Source organism: Agrobacterium sp. A3-95 (assembly GCF_053521785.1).
Genome location: NZ_JBNWDR010000002.1, coordinates 409714 through 427446 on the forward strand (window position 1 = coordinate 409714; position 17733 = coordinate 427446).

Annotated in this window: 15 protein-coding genes; 9 read left to right on the top strand and 6 right to left on the bottom strand. The window is 58.5% G+C overall.

Annotated elements, in window-relative coordinates:
* The first annotated feature begins 85 nt into the window (after positions 1-85).
* From ACQZ5Y_RS07490 to ACQZ5Y_RS07515, 6 genes are all read left to right on the top strand, one after another.
* Positions 86-1459 carry an ABC transporter substrate-binding protein gene (locus ACQZ5Y_RS07490; protein ID WP_003511284.1) on the top strand — a complete coding sequence of 458 codons (1374 nt, stop codon included), beginning with the start codon at positions 86-88 and terminating at the stop codon, positions 1457-1459.
* Positions 1460-1526: 67 nt separating this feature from the next.
* The gene (locus ACQZ5Y_RS07495; RefSeq protein WP_174060043.1) at positions 1527-2438 is read left to right on the top strand and encodes a carbohydrate ABC transporter permease; all 912 of its coding nucleotides are present in this window, start codon (positions 1527-1529) and stop codon (positions 2436-2438) included.
* Positions 2438-3526: a carbohydrate ABC transporter permease gene (locus tag ACQZ5Y_RS07500; protein ID WP_174060042.1), complete on the top strand. Its 1089-nt coding sequence runs from the start codon at positions 2438-2440 to the stop codon at positions 3524-3526. The genes ACQZ5Y_RS07495 and ACQZ5Y_RS07500 overlap by 1 nt, the downstream gene beginning before the upstream one ends.
* Before the next feature lie 5 nt (positions 3527-3531).
* The gene (locus tag ACQZ5Y_RS07505; protein ID WP_019564839.1) at positions 3532-4644 is read left to right on the top strand and encodes an ABC transporter ATP-binding protein; all 1113 of its coding nucleotides are present in this window, start codon (positions 3532-3534) and stop codon (positions 4642-4644) included.
* A gap of 11 nt (positions 4645-4655) precedes the next feature.
* On the top strand, positions 4656-5381 hold the full coding sequence (gene ugpQ / locus ACQZ5Y_RS07510; RefSeq protein WP_019564838.1) for a glycerophosphodiester phosphodiesterase: 726 nt from the start codon (positions 4656-4658) through the stop codon (positions 5379-5381).
* A gap of 26 nt (positions 5382-5407) precedes the next feature.
* Positions 5408-6322 carry a TIM barrel protein gene (locus ACQZ5Y_RS07515; RefSeq protein WP_003511278.1) on the top strand — a complete coding sequence of 305 codons (915 nt, stop codon included), beginning with the start codon at positions 5408-5410 and terminating at the stop codon, positions 6320-6322.
* Between the two features lie 78 nt (positions 6323-6400).
* Here the strand turns inward: ACQZ5Y_RS07515 and eglC are convergent, their stop codons facing one another.
* The gene (eglC, locus tag ACQZ5Y_RS07520; RefSeq protein WP_174060041.1) at positions 6401-7798 is read right to left on the bottom strand and encodes an endo-1,3-1,4-beta-glycanase EglC; all 1398 of its coding nucleotides are present in this window, start codon (positions 7796-7798) and stop codon (positions 6401-6403) included.
* Positions 7799-8007: 209 nt separating this feature from the next.
* Here eglC and greA point away from each other — a divergent pair, with 209 nt between their 5' ends.
* Positions 8008-8490 (top strand): transcription elongation factor GreA, encoded by a 483-nt coding sequence (gene greA / locus ACQZ5Y_RS07525; RefSeq protein WP_065687892.1) that lies wholly within the window; start codon positions 8008-8010, stop codon positions 8488-8490.
* A 74-nt stretch (positions 8491-8564) separates the two neighbouring features.
* Here the strand turns inward: greA and ACQZ5Y_RS07530 are convergent, their stop codons facing one another.
* Together ACQZ5Y_RS07530 and ACQZ5Y_RS07535 are read right to left on the bottom strand one after the other, a co-directional pair.
* Entirely contained in the window at positions 8565-9947 is a 1383-nt protein-coding gene (locus ACQZ5Y_RS07530; RefSeq protein WP_174060040.1) for an O-antigen ligase family protein, read from the bottom strand.
* A gap of 136 nt (positions 9948-10083) precedes the next feature.
* Complete coding sequence (locus ACQZ5Y_RS07535) at positions 10084-11421, bottom strand: SGNH/GDSL hydrolase family protein (RefSeq protein ID WP_174060039.1); 1338 nt, start codon at positions 11419-11421, stop codon at positions 10084-10086.
* A gap of 420 nt (positions 11422-11841) precedes the next feature.
* Between ACQZ5Y_RS07535 and ACQZ5Y_RS07540 the strand changes: the two genes are divergently transcribed.
* Both ACQZ5Y_RS07540 and ACQZ5Y_RS07545 read left to right on the top strand, forming a co-directional pair.
* A complete protein-coding gene (locus tag ACQZ5Y_RS07540) occupies positions 11842-12990 on the top strand; it encodes a glycosyltransferase family 4 protein (RefSeq protein WP_111789693.1) in 1149 nt (382 codons plus the stop codon).
* A gap of 55 nt (positions 12991-13045) precedes the next feature.
* A complete protein-coding gene (locus ACQZ5Y_RS07545) occupies positions 13046-14140 on the top strand; it encodes a glycosyltransferase family 4 protein (RefSeq protein ID WP_174060038.1) in 1095 nt (364 codons plus the stop codon).
* Positions 14141-14177: 37 nt separating this feature from the next.
* On the opposite strand, the gene ACQZ5Y_RS07550 is transcribed toward ACQZ5Y_RS07545, so the two are convergent.
* From ACQZ5Y_RS07550 to ACQZ5Y_RS07560, 3 genes are all read right to left on the bottom strand, one after another.
* A complete protein-coding gene (locus ACQZ5Y_RS07550; protein WP_174060037.1) occupies positions 14178-15383 on the bottom strand; it encodes a glycosyltransferase family 4 protein in 1206 nt (401 codons plus the stop codon).
* A gap of 87 nt (positions 15384-15470) precedes the next feature.
* Positions 15471-16994: an O-antigen ligase family protein gene (locus ACQZ5Y_RS07555; protein ID WP_035199588.1), complete on the bottom strand. Its 1524-nt coding sequence runs from the start codon at positions 16992-16994 to the stop codon at positions 15471-15473.
* 69 nt (positions 16995-17063) lie between these two features.
* Complete coding sequence (locus tag ACQZ5Y_RS07560; RefSeq protein WP_174060036.1) at positions 17064-17723, bottom strand: hypothetical protein; 660 nt, start codon at positions 17721-17723, stop codon at positions 17064-17066.
* Between the last annotated feature and the right edge of the window lie 10 nt (positions 17724-17733).

Below are 17733 nucleotides of genomic sequence, written 5' to 3' on the forward strand. Positions count from 1 at the left end.
CTCCCGCGCTTTACCTAGGGAAATGTCATGAAGCTGTTAATTAAGCAACTTAATTAAATAATCAGTTTCAACGGGAATGGATCACATGTTCAAGTCTCTCACCCTGATGGCCACGGTTGCCCTCGGCGCGCTTTTGCCGGCTGTCGCCTTTGCCGAAGACATCAACATCAAGCTCTGGACGCTCGCCGACAAGAATGCGCCCGGCCGCGTCACCAACATCGAAGCTGCCGCCGGCATCATGAACGCGCAGTTCAAGGCAGCAGGCGTCGACAAACGCGTCGTCATCGACATCAACAACAGCGCCGTGCAGGGCTGGGACTCCTTCGCGCTCGACACGCTGAAGGCGTTTTCGGTGGGGCAGGGGCCGGATATCTACATCCTGCCGCATGAATGGATCGGCCAGTTCGCGCAGGACGGCTATGCCATGCCGATGGAAGACAAGATCGCCGCTGCTCCCTGGGTCTATGGCGATATCCTGCCGGTTCTGTGGAATTCGGCCAAGGCGACGGACGGAAAGATTTACGGCATTCCGCAGGACGCGGAAATCCGCATGTTCTTCTACAACAAGGACATGCTGCGCAAGATCGGCAAGGACGAAGCCTTCATCGAAGGCCTTCCGGCCAAGGTCGACGCCGGCGAATTCACGCTCGACGATCTGACGGCCCTGTCGAAGGAAGTGGTAGACGGCAAGGCCGCACAATACGGCATGCTGCACCGCCCGAATGTCGGTATCGACTATCTGATGGTGTTCCAGTCCTATGGCGTGAAGTTCATGGACGAAAAGACCGGCAAGCTGATGTTCCCCAAGGCCGAAATGGCCAAGGCGCTCGGCTGGTATGAGCGCAATGCCAAGGAAGGCGTGACGCCCGTCGACAATACCGCCATGAGCTGGGAGGCGATCCAGACGGCCTTCAAGCAGGAAAAGGCCTTCATCTTCCATCAGGGTGTCTGGGCGGTTGCCTGGCAGGTGGGGGACAAGAACGGCGCGACCTGGCCGACCGACGGCAAGGGATATTTCAACAAGATCGGCTGGATTTCCGCTCCGGCAGCCGAAAAAGGCGGCAAGCCGGCCAACCTGTCGCACCCGCTGCTCTACACCCTCAATCCGAAGAGTGCCAATGCCGATATCGCCGCCGATCTCGTGGCGCTTGCGACATTGCCCTATTTCAACAACGAACACGCCGTGACATCCTATCATACGGCCATCAGCAACGCCCAGACGGCCATGCCGAAATACCGCGATAACTGGGTACTCTCCGCTGCTTCGCCGATGATGAAATACGCGCAGTTCGTGCCCAACCACACCAAGTTCGGCAGCTACAACAAGGTGCTGTTCAGCGGTCTGCAAGCGGTTGAGACAGGCAAGATGACGGCCGCGCAGGCGGTCGATTTCATCGCCGACGAGCTTGAGCTGCAATTTGGCGCGGAGATCGAAATCCGCGACGCCGCAAGCAACTGAGTTTGCCCGAAACCATGCCGCCCGGTTCTGCCGGGCGGCTTTTCCGCGTTCCCACCGGTATATCGTAATGTCTCAATTTCAGCTTCGGGCGCGCCGCCCGGCCCGGCCGATCTTTTATCTGGCTCCGGCTCTCGCCTTGCTTGGCCTGTTCTTTCTTGCCCCGATCGTCGTCAATCTGGTGATCGCCTTTACCGATATGGGCGCAAATCTGAGGGTCGGCAAATTCACGGTCGAGAATTTCCAGCGCATGTTTCAGCGCGACGTGCGCCTGCCGATGGTGTTGCTGACGACGCTGATCTATGTCGGCGCAACGCTGTTCATCTTCAATATCGGGCTTGGCGCGCTTCTGGCCGTTATGACCACGGCGATACCGGACCGGCTAGGCAACTTCTTTCGCGGCCTCTGGCTGCTGCCGCGCATGAGCCCCGCCGTACTTTATGGCGTGCTGTGGATATGGATCGCCGATCCGACGTCTTCCGGCCTGCTCAACCAGTTTCTTGGCGCGCTCGGCGCACCCGCTCTCAACCTGCGCAACGACTTTCCGCTGTTTCTGGTAGTGGTGGCGAACGGTGTCGTCGGCGCGTCTTTCGCCATGGTCATCCTCACATCGGCCATCCGCTCCATACCGTCGCATCTGGCCAATGCCGCGCGCGTCGATGGCGCCAGCGAATGGGGTGTGCTTCGCCATGTCGTCGCACCCGCGCTCTCGGCACCGATCCGTTTCATCACGCTCTATCAGGCGCTCTCACTGATGACGACCTATGAATATATCCTGCTCATCACCGGCGGTGGGCCTGTCTACGATTCCACGACCTATCCGCTTTATATCTACCGGCGCGCCTTTGAAAACGGTGCCTATGCCTATGGTGCTGCACTTGCGCTTGGCCTGATGGCGATAGGCGTTGCCATCACCCTCATTCAATGGCGCATCAGCAATATGCGCTCGACTTTTGCTCCCGCCAAAATCGAGGTGCTGTGATGACGCTCGCCCACACCCACTCACCTGCCCACAGCAGGCGTGCCCTTGATCTGAAGCCGGACTGGACGCGTCTTGAAAGGCGCAGCCTTGCCCATCGCGCCGGTTTCGTTCCCGTCATTCTTGTGTTCCTGACGGTGATTTCGGTTCCGGTTCTCCTGCCCTACCTGTGGCTGCTGGTGAAGTCGCTCACGACTTCCGACGACAATCTCAGCCGACTTGTGCTGTGGCGCAGCGGCGCAATCGCCGCTTTTGCCTATGGCGGGGCGATAGCAGTTGCGCTTCTTTCCGCGCGCCTGCGCAATCCCACGCTGCTGTGGCTGGCATTTGGTGCCGTGGTTGCGGCGCTCGTCTTCGTACTGGTGCTGCCGCATCTGACTATCGACAACTACAGTTTCCTCTGGAGCCGCGATATCGAGAAAACCGGCACCACGCGCATGGCGCTGATGCCATCCGTCTGGACCGCCATGCGCAGTTCACTGCTGTTTGCCGCTTCCCAGACGCTGATCGTCGCGCTGGTCGCCACGCCGGCCGCCTATGCGCTGTCGCGCTTCACCTTCGCCGGGCGTGAAAACGTGCTGCGCGGGCTTTTGCTGCTGCATGCCTTTCCGGCGCTCGCGCTCACCGTCGCGATCTTCGTGCAACTGCATTACATGGGCCTGCTCAACAATCTCTTCGGCGTCGTGCTGGTCATGAGTGCGCTTGAGCTGCCGTTTGCAATTTTTGTTCTCAAGGGCTTTTTCGACAACGTTCCCTGGGACATCGAAATGAGTGCCGTCACCGATGGCGCGACCCGCTTCCAAGCCTTTCGCATGGTGGTTCTGCCGCAGGTAAGAAGCGGGCTGATCGCGGTTGCCACCTTCACCTTTCTGCGTGGCTGGGAAGAATATGTCTTCGTCCAGACCCTGCTCATCGAAAAAAGCCAGATGACGATGAGCCTCTATCTCTTCTTCGTGGCACAGGACAGCGCCGGCGTGAACTACGGCATGATCGCTGCCGTAGGCATCATCTATCTGTTGCCTGTGCTGATCATTTACATCTTCACGCAGAAATACATCACCCAGATGAGTTTCGGCGGGATCAAAGGATAATCGCCATGGCCAGGATCACCCTCGACAATGTCACCAAAAGCTGGGGCGACACCCGCGTTCTGCAACCGATGACCCTCTCCATCGAAGACGGCGAATTCGTCGCCGTTCTCGGGCCGTCCGGATGCGGAAAGTCGACCACGCTTTTCCTGCTCGCCGGGCTCTACGCGCCGACCGCGGGTCAGATTTCTTTCGACGGCCACAACGTCAATCGCATCGATGCGCGCGACCGCAATGTCGGCATCGTCTTCCAGTCTTATGCACTTTATCCCAACCTGACAGTGCGGCAGAACATCGCCTTTCCGTTGCGTTTCAAGAATGTTCCGCGTGAGGAGGCAGCGCGACGGGTGGAGGAGGCGGCAAGCCTCGTGCAGATCAGCGCGTTGCTCGACCGACGGCCCTCGCAGCTTTCCGGCGGCCAGCAGCAGCGTGTGGCGCTTGCCCGCGCGCTGGTCAAGGAACCGAACATCCTGCTACTGGACGAGCCGCTTTCCAATCTCGATGCGACCCTGCGCATCACCATGCGCGCCGAGCTGAAAAGCCTGCAGAAGCGCCTGAAGATCACCACGCTGATCGTCACCCATGACCAGATCGAGGCGATCACCATGGCGGACAGGATCATTTGCATGAACAACGGCGCCATTGCCCAGATCGGCACGCCCGATGATCTTTATCGCAGGCCCGACAATCTGTTCGTGGCCGGTTTCATCGGCACGCCGCCAATGAATCTCTTGAAAGGATGGGCGCAGGGCGGGCAGTTGCAGATTGGCGATGCCCTGCTCGACCTCAATGCCCGCTGTGACGGCGAAGTCACCTTTGGCCTGCGCCCGGAAGATATCGCCCTCGTCACATCGTCCGAGGCGCGGCTTGAGGGGCAGGTTACCACCGTCGAGCCCATGGGGCGCGAGGTATTCTACACGATCGATACGCCCGCAGGCATGATCCACGCGCTCGAATATGGCGAGACGATACGCCACGCGCCGGGAGATCGTGTCGGGATCAGCTGCAAATCGGCGCTGACGCTCGTGTTCGATGCCGCCGGTAACCGCATCGCCGGGCTGCATGCCGATCTTTCCCACCATTCGACTATTCCGGCGCGTGAACCGGAAGCCGTAAACTGACAGGAATTTCCATGCCTAAAATCGTCTCCCATCGCGGCGCCAACCATTTTGCGCCCGAAAACACCTTTGCCGCCGCCGACCTCGCCTTACAGCAGGGAGCGGATTACATCGAGCTCGACGTGCGCGAGAGCGCGGACGGCGTGCTTTATGTCTTTCACGACGAAACGCTGGATCGTACCACCAATGGCACGGGTCCCATCGGCCACATGCTGTCGAGCGAGATCGATGCATTGGACGCCGGCAGCTGGTTCGGCGAAAACTTCAAGGGTGCGGCTGTACCGCGGCTCGATGCCTATCTCAGCCATTTGCGCGGCCGCTGCGGCGTCTATGTCGAGCTGAAATATTGCGATCCCGTCAAGGTGGCGGCACTGGTACGGAGCCTCGGCATGGTGCGCGACACCTTCTTTTTCTCTTTCTCCGAAGAAATGCGCCGGGGCCTGGCCGCCGCCGCGCCGGAATTCCGCAAGATGATGACGCTCGATATCGCCAAGTCGCCTTCGCTGGCTGCGGCTGTTCACCATGCCTCGATCATCGAGATCACACCTGCGCAGATGCGCAAGCCCGGCCTTGTCGCGGCATGCCGCAAGGCGGGTCTGGAAATCATGGTTTATTATGGCGGCGATGATGCCAACCTTCATAATGAGATCGCATTGGCCGGGGTAGACTACGTCAATATCGACCGCCCGGACCTGTTCGATACGGCGCGCCGCGCCGTACGGCAGCCTGAACTCGCATGACCTTCCTTACCCCTGGAGATGATGACATGAGCAATCTTATTGGAACCGGCTTCAACGCCAGCTCGGACGACGGTGAACTGGCCACACTCGAAAGCGATCTTCGTGCGCTTGCCGAAATTGGCTGCGACACCGTTGAAATCGCCGCAACGAGCCTTGATCTGATCGCAGGCGGTCGCATCATCGAGGAGCGCGCTCAACGGTTCGTGGCGCTCGCCAAAGAATTCGACTTCCGTTACACGGTGCACGGTCTTGTTTCGTCCAATTTCATGGACCCGGTAACGTGCCGCTACCAGATAGATGCAGCCAAGGCGCTGGCCGTCCTGTGCGATCGCATCGGCGCGGGCATCCTCGTTCAGCATGGTGGTGCCCTGCGTGCCGACCAGATCGCCGAGCGGGCCGATGCCGATGCCCGTGAGCGGGAGGCGCTTTTCGAGCTGGCGGAATTCTGCAAGCCCTATGGCGTGCGGGTCGCGCTTGAGAATATCTTCTCCACCGAACCCGGCCAATATCGCCAGACGCCTGCCGAGGTGGCCCAGACAGTTAAGGCCATAGGCCATGATAACGTCGTGGCGCTGATCGACTTTAGCCACGCCTATCTCGAATCCACCTATCGCGGGCTCGATTTCCGCGAGCAGCTTCGCGCCATGGCGCCGGTCGCCGGCCATCTGCATGTGCACGATTCCTTCGGCCGGCCACAGGGCTTTTATCAGCCGTATTTCGACCAGGAAAATACCGCTCTCGGCATCGGCGATCTGCATATGCCTCTCGGCTGGGGAGATATCGACTGGCAGGGCATCTTCTCGGAGCTGACCTTCCTGCCGGATACTGTGCTGATGATGGAAATCGGCCGCCGCTACCGGGCCGAACAGCCCGCGAGCCTTGAAACGGCGCGTCATCTCATGTCGCTCTACACTGAGCGGATGCAGATCGCGGCTGAATGACTGAACTGAACAAGGCCCAGCCGACAGGCTGAGGTCTGAAGCGCCGGCAGTTCTGAACGCAACTGCCGGCGTTTTTCGCTACGCGGCCCAGTCGGAAAGCGAATAGGCTTTGATGTAATCGATCATCATTTGCGAACCGTCGCTGAAATCAACCGCCGACGGCGTTCCTGCCATGCCGCCGACAGCAAGATTGACGACCATATACATGGGGTCGTGCATGTCATCAGGCGTATCCGTCTGCGCCACGGCGACGTCGTCGAAATACCAGGTAATATGTTCCGCATCCCACAACACGCCATATGTGTGGAAACCTTCCGTGCTCGGCACGCTGACATTGTTTATGACTGATGTCTGTTCTCCCGTTGCATTGGAGTGGGTGGACATGATCAGCGTATTGGGGTTTTGCCCACGCATCTCCACGACATCGAGTTCCGGTGGCCAGGAGCCGTCCTCAGGCAAAAGCCAGAAGGCCGGCCAAGCGCCCCGGTCGGTCGGCATGTCGGCGCGCATTTCGAAATAACCATAGGTCTGGCTGAACGACGAATAGGTGTTCAGCATACCCGAGGTATAATCATAGCCCTCAACCTCGTTGGCGATCGATTGCGGGGTTTCGGCGGCGGTGATGGTCAGGACACCGTTGTTGATGCTGAAGGGATTGACCTCTGATGTGCCGGCATAAGCGGGGTTGATGTACCATTGCGCCTCGCCATTCGTCGTCAGCGAGCTTCCCTTCTCCGGTGCCCACCAATATTTGGCATCCCAAGTCCCCTGATCGCCGCTGCGAAGTGAAAGTGCATCGAATTCGTCGGCAAAGGTCTGGGTGAGGGATGATCGGTCGAGGCTGAGCTCGAACTGGTCTGCCTGAAGATCGTCGATGGTCGTTCCGGCAAGAACGACGGCCTCGCCGTTGGCAAAGTTCAGCCAGAGATTATCGCCCTGTTGGGTGGCATTGCTGACGAGCTGCTCGAAGGACGTGATGCCGTAACCGTTAAGCCGGACCGTGTCGTTGGCGCTGAAATCCATGATGAGATCGGTGCCGTTGCCGCTCGTAAAAACGAATGTATCCGCACCGCCACCGCCGATCAGCACGTCGTTACCACCCCCGCCATCAATGGTCTGGCTGCCCGCTCCGCCGGTTATGATGTTGTCCAGCTCATTTCCGAAGGCATAACGACCATCTCCTGTTACCCGCAGATTCTCGAAATTGTCGGGCAAGGTATAACTCATCCAGGTGTCGATGGTGTCGATACCCTCCCCGGCATTTTCGACGGCGCGGTTAATGCTGGAATAGAGGTAATAAATATCGTCGCCCGTGCCGCCCGCCATTGTCACATTGACGGAACTGTCGCCCCACATGGAATCATTGCCGGCAGTGCCTGTCAGCAGCGGTCCGGAACCCGTGGCGGAAAAAAATCCGGTGGAATTGTCGCTGTAGTAGAGTGTGTCTCCAAGCGCATTCAATACTGTCCGGGCCATTGACCGTCTCCTGTCCGTTAGCGTTGGCTTTCTCACTCCTCTTGGGCAATACCCTAACAGGGCGAAAAGCCTCCTGTTAGAGCCAGAAATGAGGGGTACATGGGCGGTTTCTGTGGTGCACGCTATTGCAGCATTGCGATGGGCGGTGGCAGGATTGGACGGCAAGGGAGATGCTCAAAGCGGCATCTCACGGGAATGGAGTGCCAGAATTGAGTGTAGCCTTTACCAAGGAAGATAGTGCCGAAACCGCAGCCGAAACGGTTCTGCCGGACCGGGTGATTTCGCCTCATCCCAATCTGGTGACGGAGGCTGGGCTGAAAGCGCTGGAGCAGCAGCTGCAATTGGCGCGCGAAGCCTGCGAAACGGCCAATGCCGTCGAAGACGTCAATGAAAGACGTCGGCTTTCGGCCAATCCTCTGCGGGACATTCGGTATTTCGCGGAGCGCGTTCGCACCGCCCAGCTGATGCCGAGCCCGCCTGCTGATGGCACCGTTGCCTTCGGCAGCGTGGTAACATTCAGCCGTGATGACGGGAGGACGCAACGGTTTCGGATCGTAGGCGAGGATGAAGCCGATCCGGCCAATGGATCGATGTCTTATGTCTCCCCGGTCGCAGGAGTGTTGATGGGAAAATCTGCCGGTGATGTTGTCAGCCTGGGTGGCAAAGAGATTGAAATCATCGAAGTGACCTAAAGCGTCCACTTGAAAACCGAACAAACTTTGGCAGCAAGGATGTGCGGTTTGGAGCGAGAGAACCTCGCCGTAATTTAGGCGGGTCGTGCCGTCGCCAAAGTGTCCTCTTCTGCCATTCCAGCCATCCGCATCATCGTATTTTTCAGAAAGAACCTGAAATCCAGATCAATGAAAGTATAGGCGAGTACGAGCCCCATGAAGGCCATGAAAACGGGATTGAAATTCAGCTCTTCAAATTGATAGACGATGACGATTCCGATCGCCGAATAGGCGAAGAAACCGACTTTTCGTTTCCGGAGGATCGCGTAAACAAGCGCAAAGGCGCTGAGAAGGCCAAATCCTACGCCGGATGCATAGGCCGTGGCGAGAAAGCCATTATGCGGCGTTCCGATCCTCGATATTCTCGACAGTTCTTCGTATCGGGCGGTAAAACCAATGCCTAAAGGGTGATGGAGCATCACCTGAAAGCCGCCAGTGAGCGTATCCCAGCGTTCCTGCGCATTGTTGCTGCTGTTGCTGTCCTCGAGAAACCGTTTTGAAAAGATCTGCTCCGCAAAATCGAAAGCACCCAATGGCAAAACAGCTGCGATGACAAGGGCGGACAAGGCAAAACCAAAATAGGTGCTGAGCAGCATTTTGATGGAAAAATTTCTGATGTAGAAATAAACCCCGATCGCAAGAACCGCAAATACTCCGGACCGGTTGAGAGTAAGTGTGAAGCTCGCCAGATAGACCAGCAGAAATACGGCAAACAGCGCGGGACGTTTTTGCCTTTCGGCAAGATAGGCGACTGCCGCTCCCGCCAATGCAAAGGCAGGTCCGGCTGTGTTGCCCACCGGCCAGATTCCACCCGCTTTTTCGACACGCAAAAGCAACGGGCTCAATTCGCCTTTTGCCGCAGCTGCCAGCACGGCGGTTTCATCGAACATGAAAGAGAGGCCAAGGGAGGCGAGCTGGTCGTGAATGACGATGTCCAGAAAAAGCAGGATCGTCACCGCGATGAAGCCGGCGAAGATGCCCCAGCAGAACAGTTCGAGAAGGCTCTCCTTAAACAGCATATAGGCAAAAAACAGAAAATAGACCGCGTAAAAATATGCCATCGCGGTGGTGTAAAATTCACCTTCGCCACGTTCGTCGGCAAAAACAGCCGATAGTGCAAAAAAAATGGTTAGCGGAACGAGATAAAGCAGGATGATCGACGGCGTCAGACAGCGAATGTAAAGCAGGGCAATAACGGGTAGCGTCATCAGGACAAGCATGTCGGTGATGTTGAGGAAGCGCAGGCCCAGATTGCTGGTCAGCACATTGCATTGAATGAAAAAGCCAATGGAAAAAACGAATATCGCCAGAAAGAGACCGGGCACCTGTATGGTTTTTGAAGGATAAAGAGGCATCGCCAAAACGAAACCCGGCAACGGGGATTGATGCGATGCCGCCATATTTCTGCTTCTGGTCATTCCCGGCCTGTATCCTTCACTGGCGGACCTTGGTGCGGCCCTGTGGGAGAGGACGTCATCACCATGAGGCGACAGGGTGATGACGATGAATAGTGGTCTTGATGACGTTGCCGCGCAAGACAATTTTCCATGGTTTTCAGTCGATCAGATTGCCTTTTGGCAGAGCGCCCTCAACGGCGATCACCCGCTGTATGTAAAGCGGTTCGTTGGAAACCGGCGCGCTCATGCCGAATGCCGGCATGATCCTCACATAGAAACCGTATCCGCTGGGGCTGATATCAGGATCGATCGCGATCTCGTTGGCTATCGCCCACATCCAGCCGCTATTGTCGAGGGCATTCGCACCACCGAATTGCAGGGCGGAGCAGCTTATCGTCCGGACCGCGCCGCCGCTTTTCGTAACCAGTGTGACATAGGGCGCTCGCTGCCCCTCGCTATTTTTGTAAAGCACCGCGAAGGAGACGGTTCTGCCAATCATCGCGGCGGCCTCTGCATTCCGGAAATAACGAAACAGCGCGGCTGACTGGCTGCCGTTTGCACGCAGATCCAGGCTGTAAGCGAAGGCCGGAGAAAAGGTCACTGCGGCGGTTTTGCCGGCAGAGGCCGGCGCGGTGAGATTCCAACCCGATGGAGCGGACCCCGTCCAATCGGTGAAATCGCCGTTGACGATAAGATTGGCGGCGGGAAGTTTTGGCCAACAAGGTGTCTGAAAGACGTTATCGGGCGCCGATGCAAGATAACAACTGAACAAGGTTCGGGCGATGAGCTGAGATCCGGCATCGTTCGGATGGACGTTGTCGCGGTAAAGCGCATGGTCCTTGCCTCTCGCTACAAATGACGCGTGTGTATCCACCAGCGTGAGGCCCGGGTGCGCTCGGGCAAGGTCAAGGATCGCATTATAGACCTTGTCGTAACCGGTGCTATCGCGCCAGGGGTTCTGGGTGGTGATGAGTTGGGGGGCACCCGGCCATTGCCACTCCATCATGCCAAGCGGTCCGAGCAGGGCGGCTCGTCCGGAGCTTAGGATACCGCCCGGCGTCTCGAAACTCTGCATATTATGCCCATGATGCGTGATGCACAGGTCGGGACGCGGAATCTTCAACGCCGCCGCGCGCTGGTCCGCGAGCATGTAACCGGCCATGCCGCCGGGCAGTGCCGCAAGATAGACCGTGAGCGTTGGCCCCATGCCTGCGCGCAGCGTAACCGAATCCGCATAGGCCTTTGGCCCGGTGGGGGCGTTTGTCTGCCATTCTGCCCAGCGGTGTAGCACAATCCTTGTGTCATGCAGATCGCCGAGCATCATGGCGAACTGCTGGAATGGTCCGGCATCGGCATAGGCGGTGCTGTCACCATTCACGAAGATCGTGGCATTCTGACCCGCAGTCAAACGCGCGCGCAAGGGTGAGAGCGCGTTCAGGGAAGGGACCATGGTGGGGATGTTTCGGGGGGTGATACCGAGCGATACGCCGATCATGCCGGCACCTCTTCCGTTCCGGTCATATATATGCATATGTTGCGTTTGAGCGGTGTCATCATTCGTTCTCCTGGCCTGGCCCTAGGATAACTCCGCCGAAAGGCCGGGGGACAAAACGCAGGAAACGGGACGGCGAAAAGCAGTAAAATTATACGTCACGAATTTTTCTTCGACTTCTTTTAAAATATATAGATAGAATATTTTTCTTTTAATTTACATATATCGGATTTTTATCCGCATAAAGGTTTGAATGTTATTTTTTCTAACCACAATCAAGCATTGTTGTTCTTATAATGAAATTGCCGGTGAAACTATCCCTGCCGTTGGCAAGTGCACTCGTCATTTTCACGCGCTGTCCATTCATGCCCGCAATTTAGGACAATGGCAACTTGGGTGCTCTGGTACTTCACAGGTGATGTCATGACATCCGCTCTATTTGTCAGTCACACAGGAGAGAAGGGTGGCGCCGAACTTTTTCTGACGGACCTCGTCAAGGCCGGACCGCATTCCTGGCGAGCGTGTTTTCTCAGTGGCGGTGGTGCTGCTGATGATCTGGCAGCGGCCGGGAGGCCTCCGGTCATGTTATCCGCTGGCGAAAAAATGCTGTCGATCCGCCGTGATTCATCGTTTGGCGCAATGCTGCGTGGCGCGGCCGATGTTGTCGCCGTCGCTTGGCAATTGAGCCAGCAGGCGAGACATTACGACGTGATCTGCGCCAATTCGCAGAAGGCGCTGTTCGTTTGCGCGCTTGCCGCGAAACTCAGCCGCCGCCCACTTGTCTGGGTTTTGCACGATATAGTCACCGATCCCGCATTCAGCTCCGCCAATCGCCATGCCTCGCTGGCATTCGCGCGCCTTTTCGCAAGGTTGGTGGCCGTCAATTCGCAGGAAACCGGCCGGGCTTTCGTTGAAGCCGGCGGGCAGGCAGAAAAGGTCCGCATCGTTTATAACGGCTTCGATCCCGCAAAGGCTGTGGCCCACGATCCCGGCAGAGCTGCGCGGTTGCGTACGGAATTGGGCCTTGGTCCTGAACCGCTTGTCGGATTGTTCGGCCGGCTGAGCGAATGGAAGGGGCAGCACGTCTTTCTGGACGCGATCGCGGCGATGGATGGCGTTCAGGCCGTCATCGTTGGCGGCGCGCTATTCGGGCAGGACGCCTATGAGACGCGCATTCGCGAGCAGGCATCCCGTCTCGGTCTGGATGGTCGTGTCCGCTTCCTCGGTTTCCGGTCGGATGTACCAGAGCTGATGGCATCGATGGATGCCGTTGCCCACACCTCTGTTGTCGCCGAACCGTTCGGGCGGGTGGTGGTGGAGGCCATGATGTGCGGGCGGCCGGTTGTCGCTACACGCGGTGGTGGGGTTACCGAAATCATTAGGGACGGCGAAACGGGTCTTCTGGTGCCGCCGGGCGACGCATCGGCGCTTGCGGCAGCACTAGGCTGCATCCTGTCGCAGCCGGCTCTGGCGGAAAGGCTGGCGCAGCAGGGCCGCGAGGATGTGAGCCGGCGTTTTTCGCTGGAGGAGACCTGCCGGTCCGTTTCCGCTTTGCTGTCGGAAGCAGTGTGAGGGGCCTCTTGGCGATCAATTCGGGCAGAAAGTGCAGGCAAGCGGAAGGGTCAGGATGCGTATTCTCGTAAACATGCCGAGCCAGTATGGCGGCAAACCTTCCGGCGTTGCCCGCGTGACCTTCAGCCTGCTGGAGCGGCTGCTGGATCAGACGCGGGATGACTACATCCTGCGCTCTCCCTGGACGCGGGCACAGCTGCCCGAAAACCTGCGCGAAAGCCGCCTTCAGTTGATTGAGACGCCGCGGCCGCGTATCATGGTGTTTGATGTGCTTCGTCAGGCCATGACGTTACCGACACTTTGCCGCAAGCTCGGCATCGATGTGCTGTTCAACGCCGATCCCTTCGGAAGTCCCCGCGGCGGCAAACGGCGCGTCACACTGGTTCACGATCTTTATTTCAGGACCATTCCCGAACAGATCGGCTGGCGGGCAACGTTGACGACGGATTTGATCTTTCGACTGATGATGGCTGGTTCGAACCGGATCACCTGCGTATCGGAAGCGACGCGTAAGGATCTGGCGCAGTTTTATCCATCGGCTGCCGGGAAAAGTCTGACTATCCATTCTGACAGCACCTTGAGTGTCGATCCAGCGAGTTCGAACGGCCCGCCGCCGGTTGCTGCGCCCTACATACTGGCGGTCGGAAACGCGACGTCGAATAAAAACTTTTCGCTTCTGGGCAAGGCTTTTGCCGTGATTGGCAAGGTTAGGCCGGATTTGCACGTCGTGCATGTTGGCCGCGACGATGCCGAGGAAATCGGCAGCGTACTAGATGATCCGGAGCTGAAGGCGCGACTGATCCGCCTTTCCGGCATAGACGACCATCAACTGGCAGACCTTTACCGTCACGCCGCCTGCCTTTGCGTGCCTTCCACATATGAAGGGTTCTGCCTGCCGGTGCTGGAGGCGCAGCAACTGGGGTGTCCGGTCGTCTGCTCCAACCGTTCCGCAACGCCGGAGATCGCCGGAAAGGGCGCACTCACCTTCGATCCCGCGGACTCTGACAGCCTTGTCGCGGCACTTGAGCGGCTTTTTCGGGCGCCGGATCTGGCAAGCGATCTTCGCCAGGCGGGTTATGAAAACCGCAAGCTGTATTCATGGCAGAAGGCGGCGGAAAGCTATGCGCAGATTTTCCATGAACAGACCTGACGTCTAGAAGTCATGTCCCCGGGTGAAATCTTGCGGCTCATGCCCTGATGCCGCTGCGCAGCTCCGAGTAGAGAGCTTCGTATGCCCCGATTACCCGTTCGGGCGCGACGCCCTGCGAAATGCGCGCTTTGGCTTCCGGTGTTTCCGCGAGAATGGCGGGGTTGCGCATCGCGTCAGTCATGCGGGCGGCAAGCTCGGCGGCGTTGCCCGGCGCGAAAAGGCGTTCCGGCCGGTCCCGACCGATCTGTTCGGCGACACCGGCGAGATTGGCGCCGAGAACCGGCACACCGCGTAGAATAGCTTCAGCGACCGTGCGCCCGAAAGCCTCTGGCCAGAGTGGTGGAACGATCAGACAATCTATACCGGCGAAGAAACTATCGGCGTCCACGTAGCCGGGAAATTCGACCGGAAGGTTGGCGGTTTTTTGTTCGTAGGCTTCGATGCCGCCCGGCGCGCGACCCGCCATGACCAGTCGCCAGCCCTTCGGCGGCAGGAGCGGCAGCGACTCGATCAGGAGATCTGCACCCTTGGGTGCCTCGATGCGGCCCAGATAACCGAAAACAAGCGGGTCCCCAGGCGCGCGTGGAATGCGCTGTGTCTGTGAAGCTGGCGGCGCGATGGCATTCCAGATGACCGTGCGGCGGCTTTCCGGTACATGGATGAAAAAGCCGGCCTGCACATGGCGCTCGACAATATCGTGGCCGACACCGGCGACAGCGTCGACGGCGCATTGGCAACGCCGGTGCAGGTAGGAGAAGGCGCGGCATTTTTTGCTGGTGCCGTCGCAGATGTGCCCGTCATGAAACAGGGAGCCGTTGGTGCACATGCTGGTGAAATCGTGCAGGGAATGGACGAGCGGAATGCCGCGCTTGCTGATCATCGGCCAGATCAGCGGTGTCAGCTCCGACAGCGAATGGGTGTTGACGACGTCAGGCCGGAAATCATCGATGACGCGGGCAAGCCGGCGCACGAGACCCGGATCCAGCTGCACGGCGATCTTGTAGTATTTTCGCTTCCATCCGGGTTGCTGTTCCCAGTCCCCGATAAAAAACGGCGTGGTATGTCCGAGGCGGTAAACGGCGAAATCATCCCGCAGCTCCACGACCTGTTGTTTGCGGGAGATCGCCGCCACCGCTACCGTGTGTCCCTTCTCCGCCAGCCCGCGCGCTAGATCTTCCACGAATATCTCCGCGCCGCCGACCCGGTCCGGAGAAAACAGCGACGTTATTTGCAATATCCGCATGCCCAAATTCTCGCGTCTTTGTGTGGTTTGTAATCGTTACAACTATTGCGCATCAGCGAAATGAAGGCTGCTGCCATCCGGACTGATCTAGGCCGGCATTGCGGGATCGGTTGGAGATAGTTCGCGCCGCCGCGAACGGTCCCGTCCAACCCCTGGTGGGTTCAGGCAAAGCGTGACGACGGGCGCAAGGAATACGGCGTAAGCCATTGCGAAGCCGGGGATCTGCAGCGAAAAATCGAGTGTCGAATGCAATGCGACGAGCAGCAGCCCGGCAAGGCCGAGATGGGAGGCGTAACGGTAGTTTTTGCGTTTGCGCGCCCCGCGAATAAAAATGGCGAGTTGGACGAGCACGAAAAAAGCCGCATAAAATGGAAATGCGAGGCCGAGCGTCAGCAGTCCCTCGGCATAGACATTGTGGGCGTGGGTGACGATGGCGTCCACCCCGCATTGCGCCGCGTGATAGGGCGCATAGGTTTCCGTAAAGCTTGCAAGGCCGGTTCCCCAAGGCCAGCTGTCAGAAATGGCACGCGCGATGCCCGGCATGTAGCAGAAGCGCATGTCGTCTTCCAATCGCGTTTCCATGCGAAGCGCCACGCGATTGGCGAAGAGCAGGAACAGGCCAAGCGTAATGGCGAGCACGATCGCCGCGCGGCGCTTCGTGCCGCGCCGCTTGCGCCGCAGGGCAGCCGCGTTGCGGCCTGTTTTGATGGGTGAGTTGAAGACGGTCAAAAGAATGAGGAAACTCAGTGCCGCAAAGCTTGATGCGATGCCGGCGCGCGATCCGGTCAGCATCAAGGCGATGAAGCAAAAGGCAGTGAGCACGCCGATGAAGGCGGCCTTGCGGATGAGGCGTTTCTGGCCGACTGGAACGGTCAGGCGATTTGCCACCAGCGCCCTGACCATTCCCCAGTCTGGAGCCGTCAGCCGTTTGTGCAGCATCACGACGAGGGTCAGGAGAATGAGACCGAAGAAGGTGGCGGCGGTATTACGGTTGACGAAAAGGCCGGTCAGGCTGCCGAGATAGAAGCGCTTCTGAATGAAGCCGAGTGTTTCTGGAAAAAGCAGAAATTGCACGATTGACAACAGTGCCAGCCATCCGCCGGCAATTGCGAACCATCGCAGCGCTTTTGCCGCGCGCTCGTCGGTATCGAAAATGACGAGGCCGGCCATGAAGGCGCCGAAGGGCAGGGCGGCGCTTAACAGGCCGAGCCGATCATCCGCCGGGGTGAGCGAAACCGTGGCGTCGGGCGCGAACTGCATAAACATGGCGGCGGTCGACCAGGCGGGATTGGGTGGAGCAATACCCGGCACAGATGATTGCAGCCACATCTGGATGATGAGTGCCCCCAGCAAAAGGCAGGTCGCCACAAGTGCCAAGCTTGAACCAGCCCGGGGCGGCCCGAACAACAGGATGGCGGGCACGAGCAACAAATAAATTGCAACGGTGACGACGATACGGCTCTCGATTTCGGTTGCGCCGCGATTGAGAAGCGCAAGCAGGAAGATAGCCCAGAAGATGACTATGGCGGCCGTTCGAAAATAGTCTGGAAACGCAACCGGTCGCGGTGGCGATGAGGATAGCGGTTCTGATTGGGCTTCGATGGACGACATTGGCTTTCGGCTTTGCAATAACTGTTGCTGCGACGATGTCTAAGGTAGAGGACGAGCTAGGCCGCTATGTCACGGAAGCGGCACGGTGCGTTTCATGCCGGCCTGCGGCGGCTGCGGACAGATCTTCCGCAGGGTCCAGCGCAGGATTTCCCCCTCCTTCCCGCAGACGATTGCCGTGTCCGCATTGCGGGCCGCATCGGCCTGAGGCAGTGTGTCTTTTGGAAATTGCTGCCACATCACGAAGCGCCCGCGTATCAGGTTGGCGTCTGCAGGCCCGTAAAGTTGGGAAAAATTCATCAGAATGGCGATTTCCATTGGCGAGGCGTTACGCAGCGAACGAACCATGGCAAGGCGCAGCCACACATCGCCATTTGCAGGCAAACAGGAGAGCGCGTGACGAATATAGCTTTCGGCAAAGCCGAGACGCGCCGCACCGGCCTCCGACGTCGCATCTTGGCCATTTGCATCGAGATCTGCGAGAACGAGCCGTAACCCGGCCTTGACGATATCCGAACGGCAGATTTTCTCCGCAACGACGGGGTGCAGCCCATCGACCGTCTTCGCCAGAAGATCGTGCGCCAGGCCGCTTTTGTCGTCGGCAATTCTTGCCAAGGCGACGACATCGGAAAACCGCCGGGTTTCGGAAAACGCCTGTGCGGCGACGGATAAAACAAACACGGAAAGGATGAGAACCGGCACGACCGCGAAGAATTTACGCAGGCCCGCCATTCCGTCCCGC